The sequence below is a fragment of the Nocardioides ginsengisegetis genome, assembly GCF_014138045.1.
GTDB classification, from domain to species: Bacteria; Actinomycetota; Actinomycetes; order Propionibacteriales; family Nocardioidaceae; genus Nocardioides; species Nocardioides ginsengisegetis.
Genome location: NZ_JACGXA010000001.1, coordinates 1648789 through 1665729, shown reverse-complemented (window position 1 = coordinate 1665729; position 16941 = coordinate 1648789). Strand labels below are relative to the sequence as shown.

Genomic DNA, 16941 nt, shown 5'->3' with positions numbered 1-16941 from the left:
CACTTCGATACGAACGTACCTCAAACCGTTAGAGATCTGAGGAATGTCTACTGTGCGAGGTAGCCCCCATCCACCGCGACTCCCACGCCCGTCACCAAGGATGCGCGATCCGAACAGAGCCACGCTGCAGCTTCGGCCACTTCGTCGGCGCGACCGAGCCGGCCGATAGGCATAGCGCTCTTGAACGCGTCCATGGCTCCAGGGATGTCATGGGTCAGATTGCGCGGCTGGTTGGTGTCGATGATGCCCGGCAGCACCGCATTCACCCGAACCCCGGCTGTTGCGTTCTCGAGTGCCGCGACCTTTGTTAGCCCCAGGATCGCGTGTTTGGTCGCGGCGTAGATCCCGATTCCTGGAGCCCCTACCGCACCCGCGCCGGACGATGCGTTGACGATCGCCCCCGATCCCGACTGAAGCATCGCCGGAATCTGCTCTCGTAGGCAGTTCCATGTTCCTCGGACGTTGACTGCAACCACCCTCTCAAACCACTCATCCGGGTAGTCGACAAGAGATGTCATGGGTCCGGTAATGCCTGCGTTGTTGAAGGCAACGTCCAATGAACCCCAGCTCGTGAGCGCGAGCTCGACCCCAACTCGGACCTGGGAAAGATCACTGACGTCCATTGCGCTCGCCAGTGCCTGTCCCCCGTCGGCCCGAACAGCCGCGGCAGCAGCCTCGGCGCCTGCTCCATCGATGTCACAAGCAAGTACCAGTGCTCCCTCACGCGCGAAGACCGTGACAGCCGCGCGTCCGATCCCGTCCGCAGCGCCCGTAATCATCGCAACTTTTCCGGACAGCATTCCCACTTCAGGCCACGGCACTTTCAACGTAACGACGCCGATGCCGGGCCGCGAGTCGCGCGACGATAGCTGCAAGTCGCGGCGCGGCCGCGGTCGCAACGAGGACAAGGAGCCCGCCCGTGACGACAGATGTCACCCAGCTGGGACTTGCGAGGATGCCGAACATTGCCTGCAGCAGACTAAGCGCCACCGCTCCCAAGGCGATGCCAGTGACGGTCCCCCGACCTCCAGCCAGGCCGACCCCGCCAATGAGCGCGGACGTCGCTCCGAACACAAGCGGAGCGAATCCGGGGTTCGCCAACGCGGCGGCCAGAGAGAACGCATTGAGCGCGCCGGCCAGCCCGGACAGGAGGCCGGAGAGCACGAACACACCCACGATGACGCGGGTCACCCCCACACCGGAAACCCGACTGGCCCGCGCGTCACCGCCCACTGCCTTCAGGTTCCGACCGACGGTGGTCCACGCCATCGCCAGCCCTACGAACAGAAAACAAAGCAGGACAATCACGCTGTGCCAAGACATGACCACAGCGAACTTGCTGTCGAGCGAGATGCCGACATCGAAGTTGTCGTAGCTCACCGTGGCGTCATTTCCGATTGCGCGGCTCAATCCAAGAAGCACAAGGAATCCGCCTAGCGTGACGGACATGGAGTTGATGCTCAACTTAGCCACGATCAGGCCCTGGATTAGGCCTGCTAGGGCGCCGACGCCGAGCGCCGCGATCACGCCTAGACTCGGCGAATCACCCCCGACCTTTACGGCTACCAGGCCTCCCAGCACGAACATGCCCAGCGTTGAAAGGTCGAACTGTGCGGCGATCATCGTGATGCCGAGAGCTAGCGCGATCAATCCATAGGTGCCGAAGATCTGCATCGCTGAGTACAGGTTGTAGGTCGACACGTCATACCCGTTGGCAGCGGGAAGCATGAAGAAGACAATCACCATGGTCACGAAGCTGTAGGCGACCGGCGAACTTGTCGCTGCACCGATACGTGCGAGGCGTGCTGTCAGGTGATTCATGACCGATGTCCCCTCAGCTGGAAGAAGACCAGAACGACGATGACCACCGCGCCGGTGACAAGCAATTGGACGCCACCGCTCGCACCGCGAAGGAGAAGCATGTCCGAGATGACCGCGATAAGCAGCGCACCCAGAACGGTCTGCTGGACGGTTCCTCGCCCACCGCTCGCTGCGACTCCGCCAACGAGCACCGCTGCAATCGCGTCATAGGTGTACCTGTCTCCGCCACTCAAGAGCGTGGCGTTCCCATCGGTAGCGCCCAGAAGGACGCCACCCAGAGCTGCGCAGCCACCCGCGATGACAAACGCTGCCGTGATGGCCTTGACCACTGGAAGTCCTGCTGCGCGTGCCGCTGACTGGTTCTCGCCGACCAGAAGGATCGTCTGACCCAAGGTGCTCTTGGCGAGCCAGAACGCTGAGATCAGGACCAGAAGGACGAGCACGTACACAGCAACCGGGAGACCGGCAATCGTGCTGGCCAGCCAGGCGTAGTTGCTGTCACCCGGTGGGTAGACGGCTGCCGAGTTGGTCAGTTTCGACGCTACTCCGAGTTGCAGTGCCCCGAAACCGATAGTCACAATGATCGGGTTGGCGCCCAGCCCTCCGACGAGGATGCCCTGGCCCAGTCCGATCACGGCACCCAGCAGAAGCGTGAGCAAGATGGCGGGTACAACACCGAACTGAAGCCAGGTGAGGAATCCCATTGAGGACACCGTCAGGGTCGTCCCCAGCGTCAAGCAGAACAAGCTTCCACTCAACGTCACGAAGGTCATCCCCACCGCGACGATTCCTAGGATCCCGACTCCGGCGAAGATCGCCTTGAAGTTCGCTGGGCTGAGAAAGCCTTCCGTGGTGGCAGCGCCGTAGACCAGCACCGCGCCGGCGATGCCCGCGATGAGCAATTCCGGTGTTCGGGTCGCTGCCATCGGAGAACGGCGCCGGCTGAGGACCCCGAGAGTTGGGGCGTTGGACGTCATGCCGACACCGCCTCAGTCTCGACGTGGGTCATCTCGTAGAGCAGGGCCTGGGCTGTGATGTGCGCCCTTGGCCGCACGGAGACGACCCGACCCGCACGTAGCGTCACCACTTCGTCAGCGAGGTCGAGAATCTCGTCAAGTTCAGTTGACGCATAAAGGACTGCTGTCCCTGACCCCGCAGCGTTACGGATCAGGTCATGGATGTCCGACCGACCACCCACATCGACGCCACGAGTCGGCTCGTCGAGCAGCAGTAGTGACGCGCCCTTGTCACGATGCAGGCATCGTCCCAGAAAGGCCTTCTGTTGGTTGCCTCCGCTGAGTTCGCCGACAGCAGAACGTTCGCGCTCACGGAGGCCGCTGGCCTCGGCGAGTAGGGCACCGATTTCTTTCGCCAACCGGCTCACAACGAAACCATGTCGAGCGATCGCGCGCAGGCGGGTTGCGAGCAGGTTGACTCGTACCGTTCGGGTGAGGAACAGCCCCTCCGCCTTCCGGTCGTTCGAGATGTAATTGACCCCAGCGTTCAGTGAACGCACGGGAGAACCGAGTCGCAGATCCTTCTCGCCCACTCGGACTGTTCCAACGGCGTCTGGCGCAAGGCCAGCGATCGCCCGGAGAATCTCGCTGGCGCCGGAGCCGACCTGTCCGGCCAATGCGACAACCTGGCCTGGCCGAATAGTCAGGTCGACATCGTGGACGCGAGTGCCCACGCTCAGTCCGCGTACGACGAGAGAGGGCTTGGAGTCGAGTGGCGTGCGATCCGCGTTGGCGGATCTATCGACCGCCTGAACTCCAACCATGAGATCGATGAGCTCAGCTCGATCCATCTGATCGGCTGGACGGGTGGCAATCCGGCGGCCGTCGCGGAAGACGCTGATCGTGTCGCAGATCTCCAGAACCTCGCCCAGCCTGTGCGACACATAGATGACGCTGATGCCCTCGGTGGCGACAGATTTCACCGCGGCGAATACCTGATCGCTTTCAGATTCGGTGAGGGTTGCCGTTGGCTCGTCGAGGATCAGGATCTTGCCGCCTCGGCCGAGGGCACGGGCGATCTCGACGAGTTGACGCTTGCCGAGCGCCAAGGAGGCGACGGGCGTCGACAGGCTGAGGTCACCAAGTCCGACCCGACCCAAAAGCCCGTGGATGATCCCGTCGGCTGAGTTTGGGCGCGCGAAGAACGGCGCGCCCGCAAGCCCGAGCATGATGTTGTCGCGCACCGACAGTGCCTCGATCAGGCTGATCTCCTGGTCGACCAGTGCTACCCCTGCGCGTTGCGCTTGTTCGGGACCACGGAAGTCCGCCTCTTCGCCGTCGATGTACACGCTTCCGTCGTCGTGCCTGACTACGCCCGACAGGATCTTGACCAATGTGCTCTTGCCAGCTCCGTTGTGTCCGCACAGCGCGTGGACCTCACCGGGCTTGATCGTCAAGTCGATTCCATCGAGTGCGCGCACCGCTGCATAACTCTTTCCGACGCCGACGATCCGAAGGCGAGGTATGCGAGGCGTCTCGTCGACGGCGGTCACGGGCAGATGCCTTCGTCGATGGCGTCCTGGACGTTGTCCTTGGTGATGCGCTCTTCGGGGGCGTACTGGGTGGTCTCGACCTTTTCGCCGTTGAAGAACTTCAACGCCTCATCGACCGTGAAGTTCGCCTCCGTGATGGGCGACTGGGTCCCCGTACCGAACATCTCACCGGCCTTGATCGCCTCCAGCCCAGCCTGGTAGCAGTTGCTGCCGCTCACGACCAGACCATCAGCCCCACCGACACTCAGCCCGGCCTGCTTGGCAGCCTGGATGATGCCTAGCGCTTGGTTGTCGGCCATCCCGTACGCGGCCTGGATCCCGCCCTGGGATGCGTACTTGGCGAACAACTGCTGCGCGATCTTCTGCGACGTCGCCTGGTCCCAGTTGCCGTCCTCCACGGCGACCAGGTTCAGCCCGGGGACGGTCGCGAGCTCCTTCCTGAACGCCTCGATCCGAAGATTCGCCATCTCCGTGCCCGCCGTCCCGGTGATCGCGATGACATTGCCCTGGGTCTTGCCTTGAGCGGCCAGTCCATCGATCACGTTCTGGGCTGCGAACTTGCCCAACTCGGGGTTGTTCGACTCCACCGACAGCGCCATCAGCTCACCGGCCGGCGTCGCTGGCGATGTCATGTTCACCACCGGGATACCGGCCTGCTTGGCACGAGTCAGACTCGGGGTCAGCGCCCGATAGTCCAGGCCGAGCAGCATGATCGCGTACGGCTTGGCCGCGATCGCCCGGTCCAAGTTCTGCACCTCGATCTGCGGATCGAACGGATCCTGCAGGTAGGTCACCTTCGCACCCTCCGCCTGCAGACGCTTCACGATCACCGAGTTGTAGACCTTCGTCCAGGGGTTCACATCCCCCGCACCAACCAGGTAGATCTCCTTGCCCGACACCCCACCACCAACAGCAGACGAACCACCACCCTTGGCAGCCGAGTCACCAGAACCACACCCGGCCAACGACACGGCCAAACAACCAGAAACCACCAGCGACACCACAGCCCGCTTCACAACGAGACGCTTCGAAAACAACATGTTCTCTCCTCGGATTCATCAAGGGCAGATCGATCATTGATCGCCACTCGAACGACATAAGACCGTGCGATTTGGTTGAACTAGCCGCTAGTGCTTGGTGCTCCTCGGGAGCCGACTGCCTTTGTGCTTCCACGCTAAGTCGATGTGGGAACCGAAGAGAAACAAGAGTGCTCGCGAGATCCACACCCCGAGTTTGTGAATGCCATCCGGAGGTTTCGCCTGCCTCGAGCAGACGAGACCATGGGCTTCATTGACCCGACATGCGACGGGTAAAGCGTCATAGCGGATTGCGCGCAGACGCTCTCAGGACAGCGCGATCGACGCTATGATTCCCTCGAGCTCAGCTACGACCGCGTCGCCGAATCCCACAGTTCCGACCGCCGGTCCTCCGCGCGCCACGTCCGCGGTGCGGATTCCGCCGGCAAGCACAGCAGAGACTGCGCGCTCGATGCATTCGGCTTCGTCCTCGAGCTCGGCGCTGTGGCGCAGGAGCATGGCTGCAGACAGGATCGCGGCCGCGGGGTTGGCAAGATCTCGCCCGGCGATGTCCGGCGCGGCTCCGTGTACCGGTTCATACAGACCGAACTTGTCCGATCGCAGGCTCGCCGACGGCAAGAGCCCCAGCGATCCGATGATCCCGGCGATCTCGTCGCTCAGAATGTCCCCGAACAGATTTTCGGTGACGATGACATCGAAATCGTTGGGACGGAGCACGAGCTGCATCGCACAGTTGTCGACGTACAGGTGTTCCAATTCGACGTCCGGGAAGTCACGCGCGACCTCGATCACGACGTCCCGCCACAGCTTGGAGGCCTCGAGCACGTTGGCCTTGTCGACCGAGGTCAGCCGACGACTGCGAGCGGAGGCGAGCTCGAACGCAACGACCGCGATGCGTCTTACCTCGTCAGCCGTGTAGTGCATCGTGTCCCAGGCAGATTCCACCCCATCCTTGACGACGCGATCCCGTTCGGGCGAGAAATAGAGACCCGCAGTGGCCTCGCGCACAAGGAGGATGTCCACATCCGCGCCGCGGATCGGCGATTCGCCAGGCAAGAGCGTGAGCCCCGGGCGAAGGTTCGCGTACAGGTCGAGCTTTCGACGCAGGCGAAGAAGTCCACCGAGCCCCGGATTCATATCGGCAGGAAGCGAGTCCCACTGTTCGCCACCGACCGAGCCAACCAGGAGGGCATCACTGGACTCGCACAGCTCCCAGGTCTCAGCCGGCAGCGGCGTGCCCTTGGCCTCGATCGCGCATCCGCCCAGAAGACCTTCCGTGAACGTGAATGAGTGTCCGAAGCCCTTAGCGATCGTTTCCAGAACTCGGACCGCTTCCCTCGTCACCTCGGGACCGACGCCGTCTCCGGCGAGAACACCGATCCTGAAATCGCGTGAAGCATGAGGCATGGCGCATTCCTTCGTTGAGTAGGGCTCCCCTGCGGGGTTGCGCTCTCCACGCTATGTGCGCTCGAGTCGACTGTGAAACTAAGGAATTGCCCTGATTCACACGCCGAATTGGTTGATCACTTTGGTGGTGATGGCGCGGCTGAGTCCGCGTTATTGGTCAGCCAGCCGAAGTGACGGGAGACTTGGCGCGCGGCCTCGAGAAAGCGCTTCTGCGCGGGTGAGATCACACCCTCGCGGCGGAGTATCTCGACCGTTATCGGGAGCTCAGGGCGCAACGGCTTCCACACGAAACCTTCGGGAGCCGTCTCGTATTGAGATTGGAACGCGACCTGGAACGCAGTTCCTTGCGCCATCAGCTCGTATGAACCCTTGTCTCCCATGAACCCGTCGTGCGAGAACCGTTCATAGACCTTCACTCGCCCTTCGTCCCGGTGAACGGGAAAGGTACGGAGGATCTTGTCCGCATATCCCGGGGAGTGCCACCTCGGCCAAATCACGAGGGTCGAGTCGACCAGGTCTTCGAGGTCGACGACGTCCTTTCCCGCCGCTGGGTGGTTCGTGCCAATGACGACTCCCGCAGCCTCCTCTCGGATCACAATGGACTTCAGGTTCGGTGTTGGCTCCGGATTGCGGACGACTGCGAGGTCGAACTGTCCGCGCAGAAGCCCGTGCACCGCCTGATCGGTAAGCGTCACGGCTGCGGTGAGCGTGACTTGAGGAGCCACTTCGTGCAGGCGGTCTAGGATCAGCGGGAGACTCTCGATCCCGAGACTGTAGGTATAGGCAATCTCCAAGTGTCCCTCAGCCCCGAGAGCGACCTGTCGGGCGACCTCCTTGGCTTCCTCCAGAATCACGAGCACCGGAGCAACTCGCTCGAGGAATACCTCGCCCGCCGGCGTCAACTCGACCTTACGCGTCGTGCGCACGAACAGCTGTGTCCCGACCTCATCCTCGAGCTGCCGGATCTGATGGCTGAGCGCCTGTTGGGCAAGGTGGAGGCGCTCGGCTGCGCGCGTGAAGTTCAGCTCTTCGGAGACAGCCACCAACGCCTTGACGTGTCTTAGCTCCATCGAGACCTCCAAGATCGGCTAAGACTACTCTCGCCGGGACTAGTCTCGCCGGACCCAGGTAGTGCGCGCACTACGCCTACAGGTCCCGCGCAGCCTTCTCAGATTCGTAGATGATCGCCTGAAGTTTTCTGGGTGCCAGACCGTCGCCAATTCGGTGGGCGGCGATGCCGGCGTCGGCGAGCTCGTCGAACAGCGCCGTGTTCCCCGTTCGGTAAATCGACAGCACGACGGCCGTGACACCTTCGAGGATGTGCTCTTGCCGCGACCACATGTCCGAGGTCACGAGGTTTCCGTCCGCGAACCCGTGCACTACGCGTTGCGCAATCATCTCCACTCCACCACCAGCCAGAGCTGGGAGGCGCCAGGTGAACTCCCCGCGCTTGAAGACGTCGTTACCCACCATGAGTTGGGGCGTGATGACCGAAACCTTGATCCCGGCAGCAGCCAACTGCTCGGCGAATGCGAGCGGCAGCGTGGTGCTCGACTCGTCGACGATCACCACGCGCGCGCCGAGCCAGTCAAATCCTTCACGCTGGGATCTCTTGATGGCCTCGTCGATCGCACTAACGGCCGGCGTGTCGGCCCCGGGCAAGGAATCAACACCCGGGGTCCAGAGGCTGACCCCGGAGTCCGCGTAGCGCGCACCTTCGGCAACAAAGACCTCGTCAGCGTCGAATTCGCGGACGAAGGCAGCGTCGACGTTGGTGTCGAGGCGGACTTCGACGTCCGCGTTGTCCACCGCACGAACCAGGTCATCGATCGCGACATTGAAGCCATCCTGGTCAGGCATGGAAGCGAGAAGGTTGAGGTGCCCTCCAAGCACAGCCCCGCGCTCAACCAATGTGACGGAGTGTCCACGCGAAGCGGCTACGGCGGCAAGCTTCATGCCGGAGGGTCCTCCGCCGACGACCAGGACGCGTTTCGAATCAACACGCTCAACCATCGGAAGGTCGCGCCACTTTCCTTCACGTCCGGTGACGGGATTCATCATGCACATGACCTCGAGGCCGTCCCAAAGCCGCGCGACACACTCGTTGGCGCCTGTGCACCGGATGATCTCGTGCTCGCGGCCCTCTCGGGTCTTGTTGACCAGGTCGGGGTCGGCAAGCTGACCGCGACCGATGGCGACGACATCCGCAGATCCGGACTTCACTACCTCTTCGGCGAGGTGAAGGTCTCTGATGCGGCCGACCGCAAAGACAGCCGCTCGTTCACCAACGATCTCCTTGGCTCGCCGAGCGAACGGCACTAGGTGCCCGTCCTTCTCCTCCATCGGCGAAACGGTCCGGTCCAGCGTGTAGTAGTTGCCTGCGCTGATACTGAAGTAGTCGAACAGGCCGGTGCCGACAAGAAGCGAAACGTGCTCGTCGGCCTCGTCCGGGGTAATGCCCGCGGGCCCGACGAACTCGTCATACGACAACCGAACGCCCATCGCGAGATCCGTGCCGACACGCGAACGGATCTCCTCACCGATCTGGACGATTAATCGCGCTCGATTCTTGGCCGAGCCGCCGTACTCGTCGGTCCGGTTGTTGTAGACACGACTGAGGAACTGGCCCAGAAGGTAGCCATGAGCTCCATGGAGCTCTACACCATCAAGACCACCCGCGCGAACGTTGGCCGCCGACTTGACGTACCCCGCAATGATCTCGCCGATCTCGGTCTTCCCCATGACCACGGGCGTCTCGGTATGAGCGATCGAGGGGAGTTCCGAAACACCCCAGAGCGGCTTCCACTCGTCGAACATCATCGTGCCCTTGTCGTGAACACCGGTGCCGTAGAGCTGGACAACGCCGCGCGCGTCACGGGCGTGCACAATCTCGGCCATGCGCTCGAAACCAGGGATCGCCCGTTCCTCCCAAGCGGTGCAACCGTTGTGGAAGGACCCTTTCGCAGTGGGATAGGCAGCGTGCTGCTCTGTGATGATCATCGCCGCCCCACCGTCGACGAGGTGCTCGTAGTGGTTGAAATGGCGCTCACTTAGCACCGAATCCGGTGCCCAGTTGAGGATGCGGGCCGGCACGATCACACGGTGCTTCAGCTGCATCGGCCCGATCTGGAGAGGCTGCCAGATCGCTGAGAGGTCCGTGTCGGAACGGTTGAGAGTCGTGGTCATGTCAATCTCCTCGAAGTCCTGATTGGTGGGTGAGGACGGTCGGTCAGTGGTCGCTGAGGAGCGATCCGAAACCCTGGATCTGGTCTTGGATGCCCAGTTGGCGCAGTGTGTGCCACATGGTGGCGGTGTTGATCGCGACCACCGGCTTGCCCAGGAAGATCTCGGCGGCCGCTGCAAGACGGACCATCGACATGTTCGTTCCGGCCTGAACGATGACGTCAGGGTTGCTCGCGTCGAGCTCTCGCAGTGCCTCGACCAGAGTCGCTTCCGACACGTCGGCAATTGCCGTGGCTGACTGAATCCCCAGACCGTGCTCGGCGGTGACCTTGAAGCCGTAGTCGGAGAAGTACCGGTTCAGGTGCTCGTTCACCATCGGTGGGTAGGGGCTCACGTAGGCGACCGATGTCGCCCCGTATGCCTCCAGGGCCGCGCGGATTGCGGAGGCGCCTGTGCTGATTTTGAGACCTGCCGAGTCGCTGATCGCCTTCTCGAACGCCTCGTTCCCGTCGCGCCCGCCCCAGAATGTCTCACCCGACATGCCCATGGTGATGAAGTTGGGCCGACAGGTCAGCACGTCACGCACTGCGACGTCGTTGGCACGGCCCAGAGCATCGATGAAGTCCTGGACGCCTTGATCCGTCGACAGGTCGGGTTCCTCGACGTAGCAACGGCTGTAGTGGAAAGTGACGCCCTCAGGACGCAGGATTGAATAGTCGTGCTCCACGACCGTGTTCGTCGACGGGATCAGCACGCCGACGCGCGCCCTCATGCTCACAGCGTTGGTCATTGGTTCTCCGTCTTTCTCGGTGTCGGTTGGTTGGTCGTCGGGTCCGAATCCGACGGATGCACGGTTCGGAGGAAGTCGCATGCCTCAACGGTCGTAACGACGTCCGCATACTTGGCGTTCAAGTCGAACAGCGCAGCGTCGTGAGAGCTGCTGAATCGGTCACCCACACATTCGGAGGGGACAAGGACCGGAACCTCCGCCTGGAAGAGGTCGACCACCGTCGCGCGTACGCAGCCACTCGTGCTCGTGCCGGTCACGATGGCGGTGTCAACGTGTAGTTCCTTCAGAAGTTCGAGCAGCGTTGTTCCGAAGCACGCCGACGCTCCTTGCTTCACGACGACGGGCTCAATTGGCAGCCGGTCGAGTCGTGGGTCGATCTCCACCCATCTCGTCCCCGAGACAAGCTGCTTGGCACCCGGGACCTTGGAGATCCACAAACCGATGTTGGAGTAGTCGGGCTCGAAGGCGATCGTCGTGAAGATGATCGGAACTCCCTCGGCCCTGGCGACGTCGAGAACCCGCCGCGTGTTCGCGACGACGTCGCGTAGGTCGCCTCCCACGGCCGAGGAGGGGTCGGTGAAGCCGAGTGAGAGGTCCACGACGATCACCGCTGGACGAGATCCCAGCGTCAACTGGTTGCCGAAACCGGCACGCTGGTACGCCGCTTCCTCGCTCTCGGGGGCCATCACTTCACCTCAGTGATCTGTTGTGGATCCTTGGACTCGACCGTTGACGGCATCCATACGGGCCGGAGATTCTCGTGAGTGATGATTGCCGCCTCCATTGATGTGGTGAGCCCGATCTCGTCAAGACCTTCGATCAGCATGCGCCTGACAATCGGCGTGAGTTCGAAGTGGGCCGCAACTCTTCCTGCGGTCAGTTGCCCTCGAACGAGGTCTATCCTGATCTCGGCTGATGGGTCGGTCTCAGAGAGCTCGCGCAGGGCCCGACATGCCGCGTCGGGCACGGCAATTGGCGCAACTCCGTTGTTGACACAGTTGCTGGCGAAGATGTCGCCGAACTCGCCTGCAACCACGGCGTCGAACCCCCATTGCTTGATCCCCCACACCGCGTGTTCGCGCGACGATCCGGTGCCGAAGGACTTACCTGCCACCAGAACCTTCGCGCCAGCGCGAAGGGGATCGTCCAGCGCGATCTGACCGCTGCTGCGCCAATGGTGGAATACCGATTCGCCGAAACCCGTCGCACTCGTCCCCTTGAGGAACTCCTGCGGCATGATCGTGTCGGTATCCACAGAGTCTCGGGACAGCGGAACCATCCGGCCCACGATGGTCTGCCTCATCACAGCGTTGCCGGATCAGTGAGGCGCCCGGTGACAGCGGTAGCTGCCGCGACCGCGGGCGAGACAAGGTGGGTCCGCGCACCGGGCCCCTGCCTGCCCTCGAAGTTTCGATTACTGGTGGCGGCGCACCGCATTCCCGGGCCCAGAGTGTCGTCGTTGAGACCGAGGCACATCGAGCATCCCGGTTCGCGCCATTCCATGCCAGCCGACGTGAACACCCGGTCGAGGCCCTCGGCCTCGGCGTCCAACTTGACCGAGCGGGACCCCGGAACTACGAGCACGCGTACGTTCGGCGCCACCATTCGGCCGTGCACAACGTCGGCCGCTGCACGAAGGTCTTCAAGGCGACCGTTCGCGCAGGAACCGATGAAGACGACGTCAATCTGAATGGACGCCATCGGCTCTCCACCCATGAGGCCCATGTACTCCAGCGCGAGACGTGCCGCTGTCGGGTCGGCAGTCTCTTCCGGCCTGGGCACGAATGCGTCGAGTGCGGCGGACATGGCCGGCGTGGTCCCCCAGGTCGCGGTCGGCTCACACAAGTCCGCGTCGAAGACAACTTCGGCATCGAACACTGCGTCAGGGTCGCTCGACAACCTCGACCAATCCTCAACAGCGGCGTCCCATCGTGCTCCTGCGGGTGCGTGCCGGCGACCGCGGACGTGCTCGATGGTCACCTCATCGGGGGCGACAAGCGCGGACCGTGCGCCCATTTCGGCTGCCAGGTTGCACAGTGTGAGGCGATCCTCCACAGATAGCCGAGCGAGAGCCGGTCCTTGAAACTCGATGACATGTCCGCGCGCGTCGCCGGCATTGAAAAGTCGCACGAGTCCGAGAGCAAGATCCTTGGCGGTCACGCCTGGGCGAAGCGAACCGGTCAACGTCACGCGCATGGTCTTCAAAGTCGGCAGGACGAGGGTCTGCGTCGCGAGCACATGCTCTACGTCGCTCGTTCCGATTCCGAACCCAAGCGCGCCCAGGGCACCGTGACTCGGGGTGTGGCTATCGCCGCAGGCGATGACCATGCCCGGCTGCGTGAGGCCCAGTTCGGGCGCGATTACATGAACGATCCCCTGCTTGTTGGATCCGGGGCCGTACACCGGGATCCCGAACTGCGAGCAGTTGGACATGAGTGTGTCGAGCTGGGGCGAACCGAAGGAACGCGGGCCCACTTCGGGAGCTGGCGACGCCGTACTGACACCGTGGTCAGCAGTGGCAAGGGTCAGATCTGGACGCCTCACAGTGCGTCCCTCTCGCCGCAGACCGTCGAACGCTTGGGGGCTCAGGTCGTGCACGAGATGGAGATCTACGAACAGGCGGTCAGGGATGTCCGTTGCACCTCGAAGCCGGTGCCGATCGAGGATCTTCTCGTACATCGTTCCAGGCACTCGTTCACTCCGATTCTGGCCGTCTGCTCTTGCCCGCTTCGGCGGGCCCTCGATCTAAGAGACGGTAGGACCGTGCGTACATCGAAGAGAAACAGAAGGAGCCGCACTACTAACAAGACCGGGTTGTGAATCAGCATCACGCAGGCATCGCATGTCCGCCGCATGGGGTGAGGACCGCCCCCGTGTAGAAGGCGCCCCCGGATCGCGAAGCAAGAAGCAGAACCGACGGCGCGATTTCATCAACCTCACCGATCCGGCCCAGGGGCACCGTTGCTTTGATCGCCTCACGAACTTCTTCGGGAAGTTCGCGGAACAAGGGAGTGTCCGTTGGCCCCGGGGCAACGGCGTTGATGGTCACGCCGCTGTCACCTAGTTCCCTGGCGACTGACTTGAGGAAGCCATGCAACCCAGCCTTGGTCGCGCAGTAATGCGACAGACCCGGCGATCCCAGGAACGCAAGCTGCGAACTGATGAGCACGATCCGCCCGAAGCCTTGGGCGACCATCGACGGGATCACGGCGCGAGTGGTGAGAAACGGACCGGTGAGATTCACTGCCAAGGTCTGTTGCCACTGCTCGAGCGATAGCTCCACGACTGGGCTCGGGCTTCCGATCCCGGCAACGTGGACGAGCACATCCACACTCCCAAGCTCGGATCGAACCGTCTTGACGAGCGCTTCGACGCCGGCCTCAGAGGCGACGTCCACTTGATGGTGCCGCACAGGAGCCCCCCACGAGCTGAGTTCTGTCGCGAGGGAGGCGGCCGCCTCGGCAGCGATGTCAGCCACGACGACAGAGGCACCCTGGGAATGCATCTGGCGAACCACCGCCTCGCCGATGCCCCGGGCGCCGCCGATCACAAGGACGTTCAAACCCTCGACGCCAAGGGCTACTTTCAGTTCAGGCATCTTGCCGCTCCTCCTCCAACAGACTGGCTGCCGCCTTCGTGGCGGCAATGCGAAACACGATTCAATGAGAACTTAACGTTAGTGGATTGACGATTAGATCTCTATCTATTAGATTGCGTCGAATCTCACGGGTGACCACACAGATGACGGCCACCCATCCTCGATGTCAAAGGAAGCCGAGCCATGACGCACGACCTCGTCCTCAGAAACGCCACCGTCGTCACGCCGGATGTGACATTGGAGGAACACGCGGTAGCGATCGAAGGTGGGCGCATCGTCGGCATCGCACCCAGCGGTGAAGTACCCCCCGGGACCCGTGACATCGACCTCGGCGGCAAGACCATACTTCCGGGACTCATGGACCCGCATGTCCACTTCGGCTTCGGCGACGACATCGGCGACGACACGATGGCGGAGGACTTCAAGAACAACAGCGTCGACTGTCTGATCGGAGGAGTGACGACGATCGCGACCACCACGATGATCGGTCGCGATCCACTGGTGCAGTTCTTCGACCGCGCTGTTCGCGTGGCCGACGGCAAGTCGCACGTCAACTACAAGTTCACAACGGTCGTGAACTCGGCTGAGCAGATCGCCGAAATTCCGCAGATCATCGACAAGGGTGGCGTGTCCTTCAAATTCTTCACCGGCTACATCGGCGAGCAGGCTGAAGGCTTTGGCATCGACCCGAGCGGGATCACGCCCGACCTGTTCTTCCGTGCCACCGAGGCCATCGCCGCGACCGGAAAGCCGGCGTTCGCTGCGATCCACGCCGAGGACCCCTACGTGCGCGGTGTCCTGGTCGACCGACTTCGACAGGACTCGGCGAACGCCAACAGCCTCGTCGCCTGGGCCGAGAGCAGCCCTGACTTCGCCGAGAGCCTGCAGATCTTCAGCTTCGGCCTAGTCGCGAACAGCAACCGCGTTCCGATCTACCCGGTACACATCAGCACCGCAATGTCGGTCGACACCGTGCGGGACATGAAGGCCAAGGGCATCCAGGTCGAAGGTGAAACGCTCGCCCTGTTCTTGAACTCGACGGCCGCAGAGATGGACGCGTGCGGCATGGGCGGAAAGGCCAAGATCCAGCCTCCCCTCCGTCACCACGAGGACAAGGAGCGGCTCTGGACCGGCATCCAGGAGGGCGACATCACCGTGGTGGGAACGGACAGCCTCACGTACTCCTCGCGCTACAAGGAAGGCATCGATTTCTGGGACTGCCGTGTCGGTGTCAACATCCAGTTCGCGGACACTTTGCCGCTCATGTGGAACGAAGGCATCAACGCTGGTCGGATCTCCTTGCAGCAGCTTGCCGCCGTGACATCGGCCAACGCGGCGAAGCGCTACGGCCTGTACCCGCAGAAGGGTGCGATCGCTGTCGGATCGGACGCCGACCTGGTCGTCATCGACCCCGACCGCGAGATGAGGCTCGGGGTCGATCGGTACCGAGGTCTTTCGGACTACTCGCTGTGGGAAGGCCGCACGGTGAAGGGTGCCCCAGTGATGACCTTCCTCGGCGGAGAACTGGTGATGGAGGACGGCGAGATCGTCGCTACGGCGCAAGGGCGACACCTCGCTGACGACGCCCTGCGATGAGTCGGGCGCGCATCGCGATCCTGTCGACCGGTGGAACGATCACCTCGACGCGGGACGCCGGCGGTGCCGCCGCACCCCGGTTGTCGGCTTCTCAGCTTGTTGAGACGATCCCCGGCTTGCAGTCGATCGCAGAGTTCGACTGCACGACTGTGCGCACGGTGGCATCCAAGGAGATGACCTTGGATGACGCCGTCCTCCTTGCTCGGGCAATCGACGAGCGGGCGGGGTCCGGCTTCGATGGCGTCGTCGTGCTTCAAGGCACTGACACGCTCGAGGAGATGGCGTTCGCGGTCGACCTGCTGATCACGGCGGACATCCCGGTTGCCTTCACTGCAGCGATGCGCCACCCCGATATGCCCAGCGCCGACGGGGCCGCGAATCTCTCAGCTGCCGTTCTCGTTGCTGCGAGCTCAGGAGCAGTCGGTATGGGCGTCACCGTCGTGCTCGACGACACGATCCAGGCTGCCCGCTACGTGCGAAAGGCCCATACGTCGAGTCTGTCGGCCTTTCAGTCCCCGTCACTTGGGGTCCTCGGCTGGATCCTTGAGGGCGAGGTCCACATCAAGCTGCGCCCGACCAGTCGGCCAGTGCCATTCCCTGTCACAAGCACAGCCACTTTCCCGCCGGTCGCGGTGGTGTCGGCCTCGCTGGATGATGATCTCGGCTACGTCGACCACCTCGAAGCTCTCGGGTACCAGGGGCTCGTCGTACAGGGCCTCGGAGGCGGCCACCTTCCGGCGGCAGTGGCCGACCGGATCTGCGCTCTCGCGCAACACGTGCCTGTAGTCATTTCGTCGCGCACTGGAGCCGGACAAGTACTCCGAAAGACCTACGGCACGGTTGGTGGCGACATCGATCTGGCTGCTCGTGGGCTGATTTCGGCAGGGCACCTGGACGGGCCAAAAGCGAGGATTTTGCTGCGCATGCTGTTGGCGTACGACGGCAACGCACACAGGTTCAACGAGGTCCTTGCCGGTCTGTGAACGTCTCTCTAAGCCCT

The 16941-nt window shown here is 62.8% G+C and carries 15 protein-coding genes; 2 read left to right on the top strand and 13 right to left on the bottom strand.

Going from position 1 to position 16941, the window contains the following annotated elements:
* Window positions 1–47: 47 nt before the first annotated feature.
* The 13 genes from FB382_RS07890 to FB382_RS07830 form a co-directional block, all read right to left on the bottom strand.
* On the bottom strand, window positions 48–800 hold the full coding sequence (locus tag FB382_RS07890; RefSeq protein ID WP_182541413.1) for a glucose 1-dehydrogenase: 753 nt from the start codon (window positions 798–800) through the stop codon (window positions 48–50).
* Between the two features lie 7 nt (window positions 801–807).
* The gene (locus FB382_RS07885) at window positions 808–1821 is read right to left on the bottom strand and encodes an ABC transporter permease subunit (protein WP_182538174.1); all 1014 of its coding nucleotides are present in this window, start codon (window positions 1819–1821) and stop codon (window positions 808–810) included.
* Window positions 1818–2747 carry an ABC transporter permease gene (locus tag FB382_RS07880; RefSeq protein ID WP_182538172.1) on the bottom strand — a complete coding sequence of 310 codons (930 nt, stop codon included), beginning with the start codon at window positions 2745–2747 and terminating at the stop codon, window positions 1818–1820. Before FB382_RS07880 ends, FB382_RS07885 begins: the two co-directional genes overlap by 4 nt.
* 47 nt (window positions 2748–2794) lie before the next feature.
* Complete coding sequence (locus tag FB382_RS07875) at window positions 2795–4330, bottom strand: ATP-binding cassette domain-containing protein (RefSeq protein ID WP_182538170.1); 1536 nt, start codon at window positions 4328–4330, stop codon at window positions 2795–2797.
* The gene (locus tag FB382_RS07870; RefSeq protein WP_182538168.1) at window positions 4327–5370 is read right to left on the bottom strand and encodes a sugar ABC transporter substrate-binding protein; all 1044 of its coding nucleotides are present in this window, start codon (window positions 5368–5370) and stop codon (window positions 4327–4329) included. Before FB382_RS07870 ends, FB382_RS07875 begins: the two co-directional genes overlap by 4 nt.
* Window positions 5371–5673: 303 nt before the next feature.
* Entirely contained in the window at window positions 5674–6774 is a 1101-nt protein-coding gene (gene leuB, locus FB382_RS07865) for a 3-isopropylmalate dehydrogenase (protein WP_182538166.1), read from the bottom strand.
* 116 nt (window positions 6775–6890) lie between these two features.
* Window positions 6891–7856: a LysR family transcriptional regulator gene (locus tag FB382_RS07860; protein WP_182538164.1), complete on the bottom strand. Its 966-nt coding sequence runs from the start codon at window positions 7854–7856 to the stop codon at window positions 6891–6893.
* Window positions 7857–7920: 64 nt separating this feature from the next.
* On the bottom strand, window positions 7921–9960 hold the full coding sequence (locus tag FB382_RS07855) for an oxidoreductase (RefSeq protein ID WP_182538163.1): 2040 nt from the start codon (window positions 9958–9960) through the stop codon (window positions 7921–7923).
* A 43-nt stretch (window positions 9961–10003) separates the two neighbouring features.
* Complete coding sequence (locus FB382_RS07850; protein WP_220481294.1) at window positions 10004–10729, bottom strand: maleate cis-trans isomerase family protein; 726 nt, start codon at window positions 10727–10729, stop codon at window positions 10004–10006.
* Window positions 10730–10743: 14 nt separating this feature from the next.
* Window positions 10744–11433 (bottom strand): isochorismatase family protein, encoded by a 690-nt coding sequence (locus tag FB382_RS07845; protein WP_182538158.1) that lies wholly within the window; start codon window positions 11431–11433, stop codon window positions 10744–10746.
* On the bottom strand, window positions 11433–12050 hold the full coding sequence (gene leuD / locus FB382_RS07840; protein ID WP_182538156.1) for a 3-isopropylmalate dehydratase small subunit: 618 nt from the start codon (window positions 12048–12050) through the stop codon (window positions 11433–11435). Before leuD ends, FB382_RS07845 begins: the two co-directional genes overlap by 1 nt.
* Window positions 12050–13426, bottom strand: a complete 1377-nt coding sequence (gene leuC / locus FB382_RS07835; RefSeq protein WP_220481293.1) for a 3-isopropylmalate dehydratase large subunit — start codon at window positions 13424–13426, stop codon at window positions 12050–12052. The genes leuD and leuC overlap by 1 nt, the downstream gene beginning before the upstream one ends.
* Window positions 13427–13574: 148 nt before the next feature.
* Window positions 13575–14345: an SDR family NAD(P)-dependent oxidoreductase gene (locus tag FB382_RS07830; protein WP_182538152.1), complete on the bottom strand. Its 771-nt coding sequence runs from the start codon at window positions 14343–14345 to the stop codon at window positions 13575–13577.
* A 183-nt stretch (window positions 14346–14528) separates the two neighbouring features.
* On the opposite strand from FB382_RS07830, the gene FB382_RS07825 reads away from it, so the two are divergent.
* Both FB382_RS07825 and FB382_RS07820 read left to right on the top strand, forming a co-directional pair.
* Complete coding sequence (locus FB382_RS07825) at window positions 14529–15941, top strand: dihydroorotase (protein WP_182538150.1); 1413 nt, start codon at window positions 14529–14531, stop codon at window positions 15939–15941.
* Window positions 15938–16924, top strand: coding sequence for an asparaginase (locus FB382_RS07820; protein ID WP_182538148.1), 987 nt, complete (start codon window positions 15938–15940; stop codon window positions 16922–16924). The genes FB382_RS07825 and FB382_RS07820 overlap by 4 nt, the downstream gene beginning before the upstream one ends.
* Window positions 16925–16941: the final 17 nt, after the last annotated feature.

Excerpts from the sequence above, each read along its gene's own strand:
- FB382_RS07890 (WP_182541413.1), bottom strand. The coding sequence starts at position 800 with ATGCTGTCCGGAAAAGTTGCGATGATTACGGGCGCTGCGGACGGGATC.
- leuD (WP_182538156.1), bottom strand. The coding sequence starts at position 12,050 with ATGAGGCAGACCATCGTGGGCCGGATGGTTCCGCTGTCCCGAGACTCT.
- FB382_RS07855 (WP_182538163.1), bottom strand. The coding sequence starts at position 9,960 with ATGACCACGACTCTCAACCGTTCCGACACGGACCTCTCAGCGATCTGG.
- FB382_RS07845 (WP_182538158.1), bottom strand. The coding sequence starts at position 11,433 with ATGGCCCCCGAGAGCGAGGAAGCGGCGTACCAGCGTGCCGGTTTCGGC.
- FB382_RS07885 (WP_182538174.1), bottom strand. The coding sequence starts at position 1,821 with ATGAATCACCTGACAGCACGCCTCGCACGTATCGGTGCAGCGACAAGT.
- FB382_RS07880 (WP_182538172.1), bottom strand. The coding sequence starts at position 2,747 with ATGGCAGCGACCCGAACACCGGAATTGCTCATCGCGGGCATCGCCGGC.
- leuB (WP_182538166.1), bottom strand. The coding sequence starts at position 6,774 with ATGCCTCATGCTTCACGCGATTTCAGGATCGGTGTTCTCGCCGGAGAC.
- FB382_RS07820 (WP_182538148.1), top strand. The coding sequence starts at position 15,938 with ATGAGTCGGGCGCGCATCGCGATCCTGTCGACCGGTGGAACGATCACC.
- leuC (WP_220481293.1), bottom strand. The coding sequence starts at position 13,426 with ATGTACGAGAAGATCCTCGATCGGCACCGGCTTCGAGGTGCAACGGAC.
- FB382_RS07830 (WP_182538152.1), bottom strand. The coding sequence starts at position 14,345 with ATGCCTGAACTGAAAGTAGCCCTTGGCGTCGAGGGTTTGAACGTCCTT.
- FB382_RS07870 (WP_182538168.1), bottom strand. The coding sequence starts at position 5,370 with ATGTTGTTTTCGAAGCGTCTCGTTGTGAAGCGGGCTGTGGTGTCGCTG.
- FB382_RS07850 (WP_220481294.1), bottom strand. The coding sequence starts at position 10,729 with ATGAGGGCGCGCGTCGGCGTGCTGATCCCGTCGACGAACACGGTCGTG.
- FB382_RS07825 (WP_182538150.1), top strand. The coding sequence starts at position 14,529 with ATGACGCACGACCTCGTCCTCAGAAACGCCACCGTCGTCACGCCGGAT.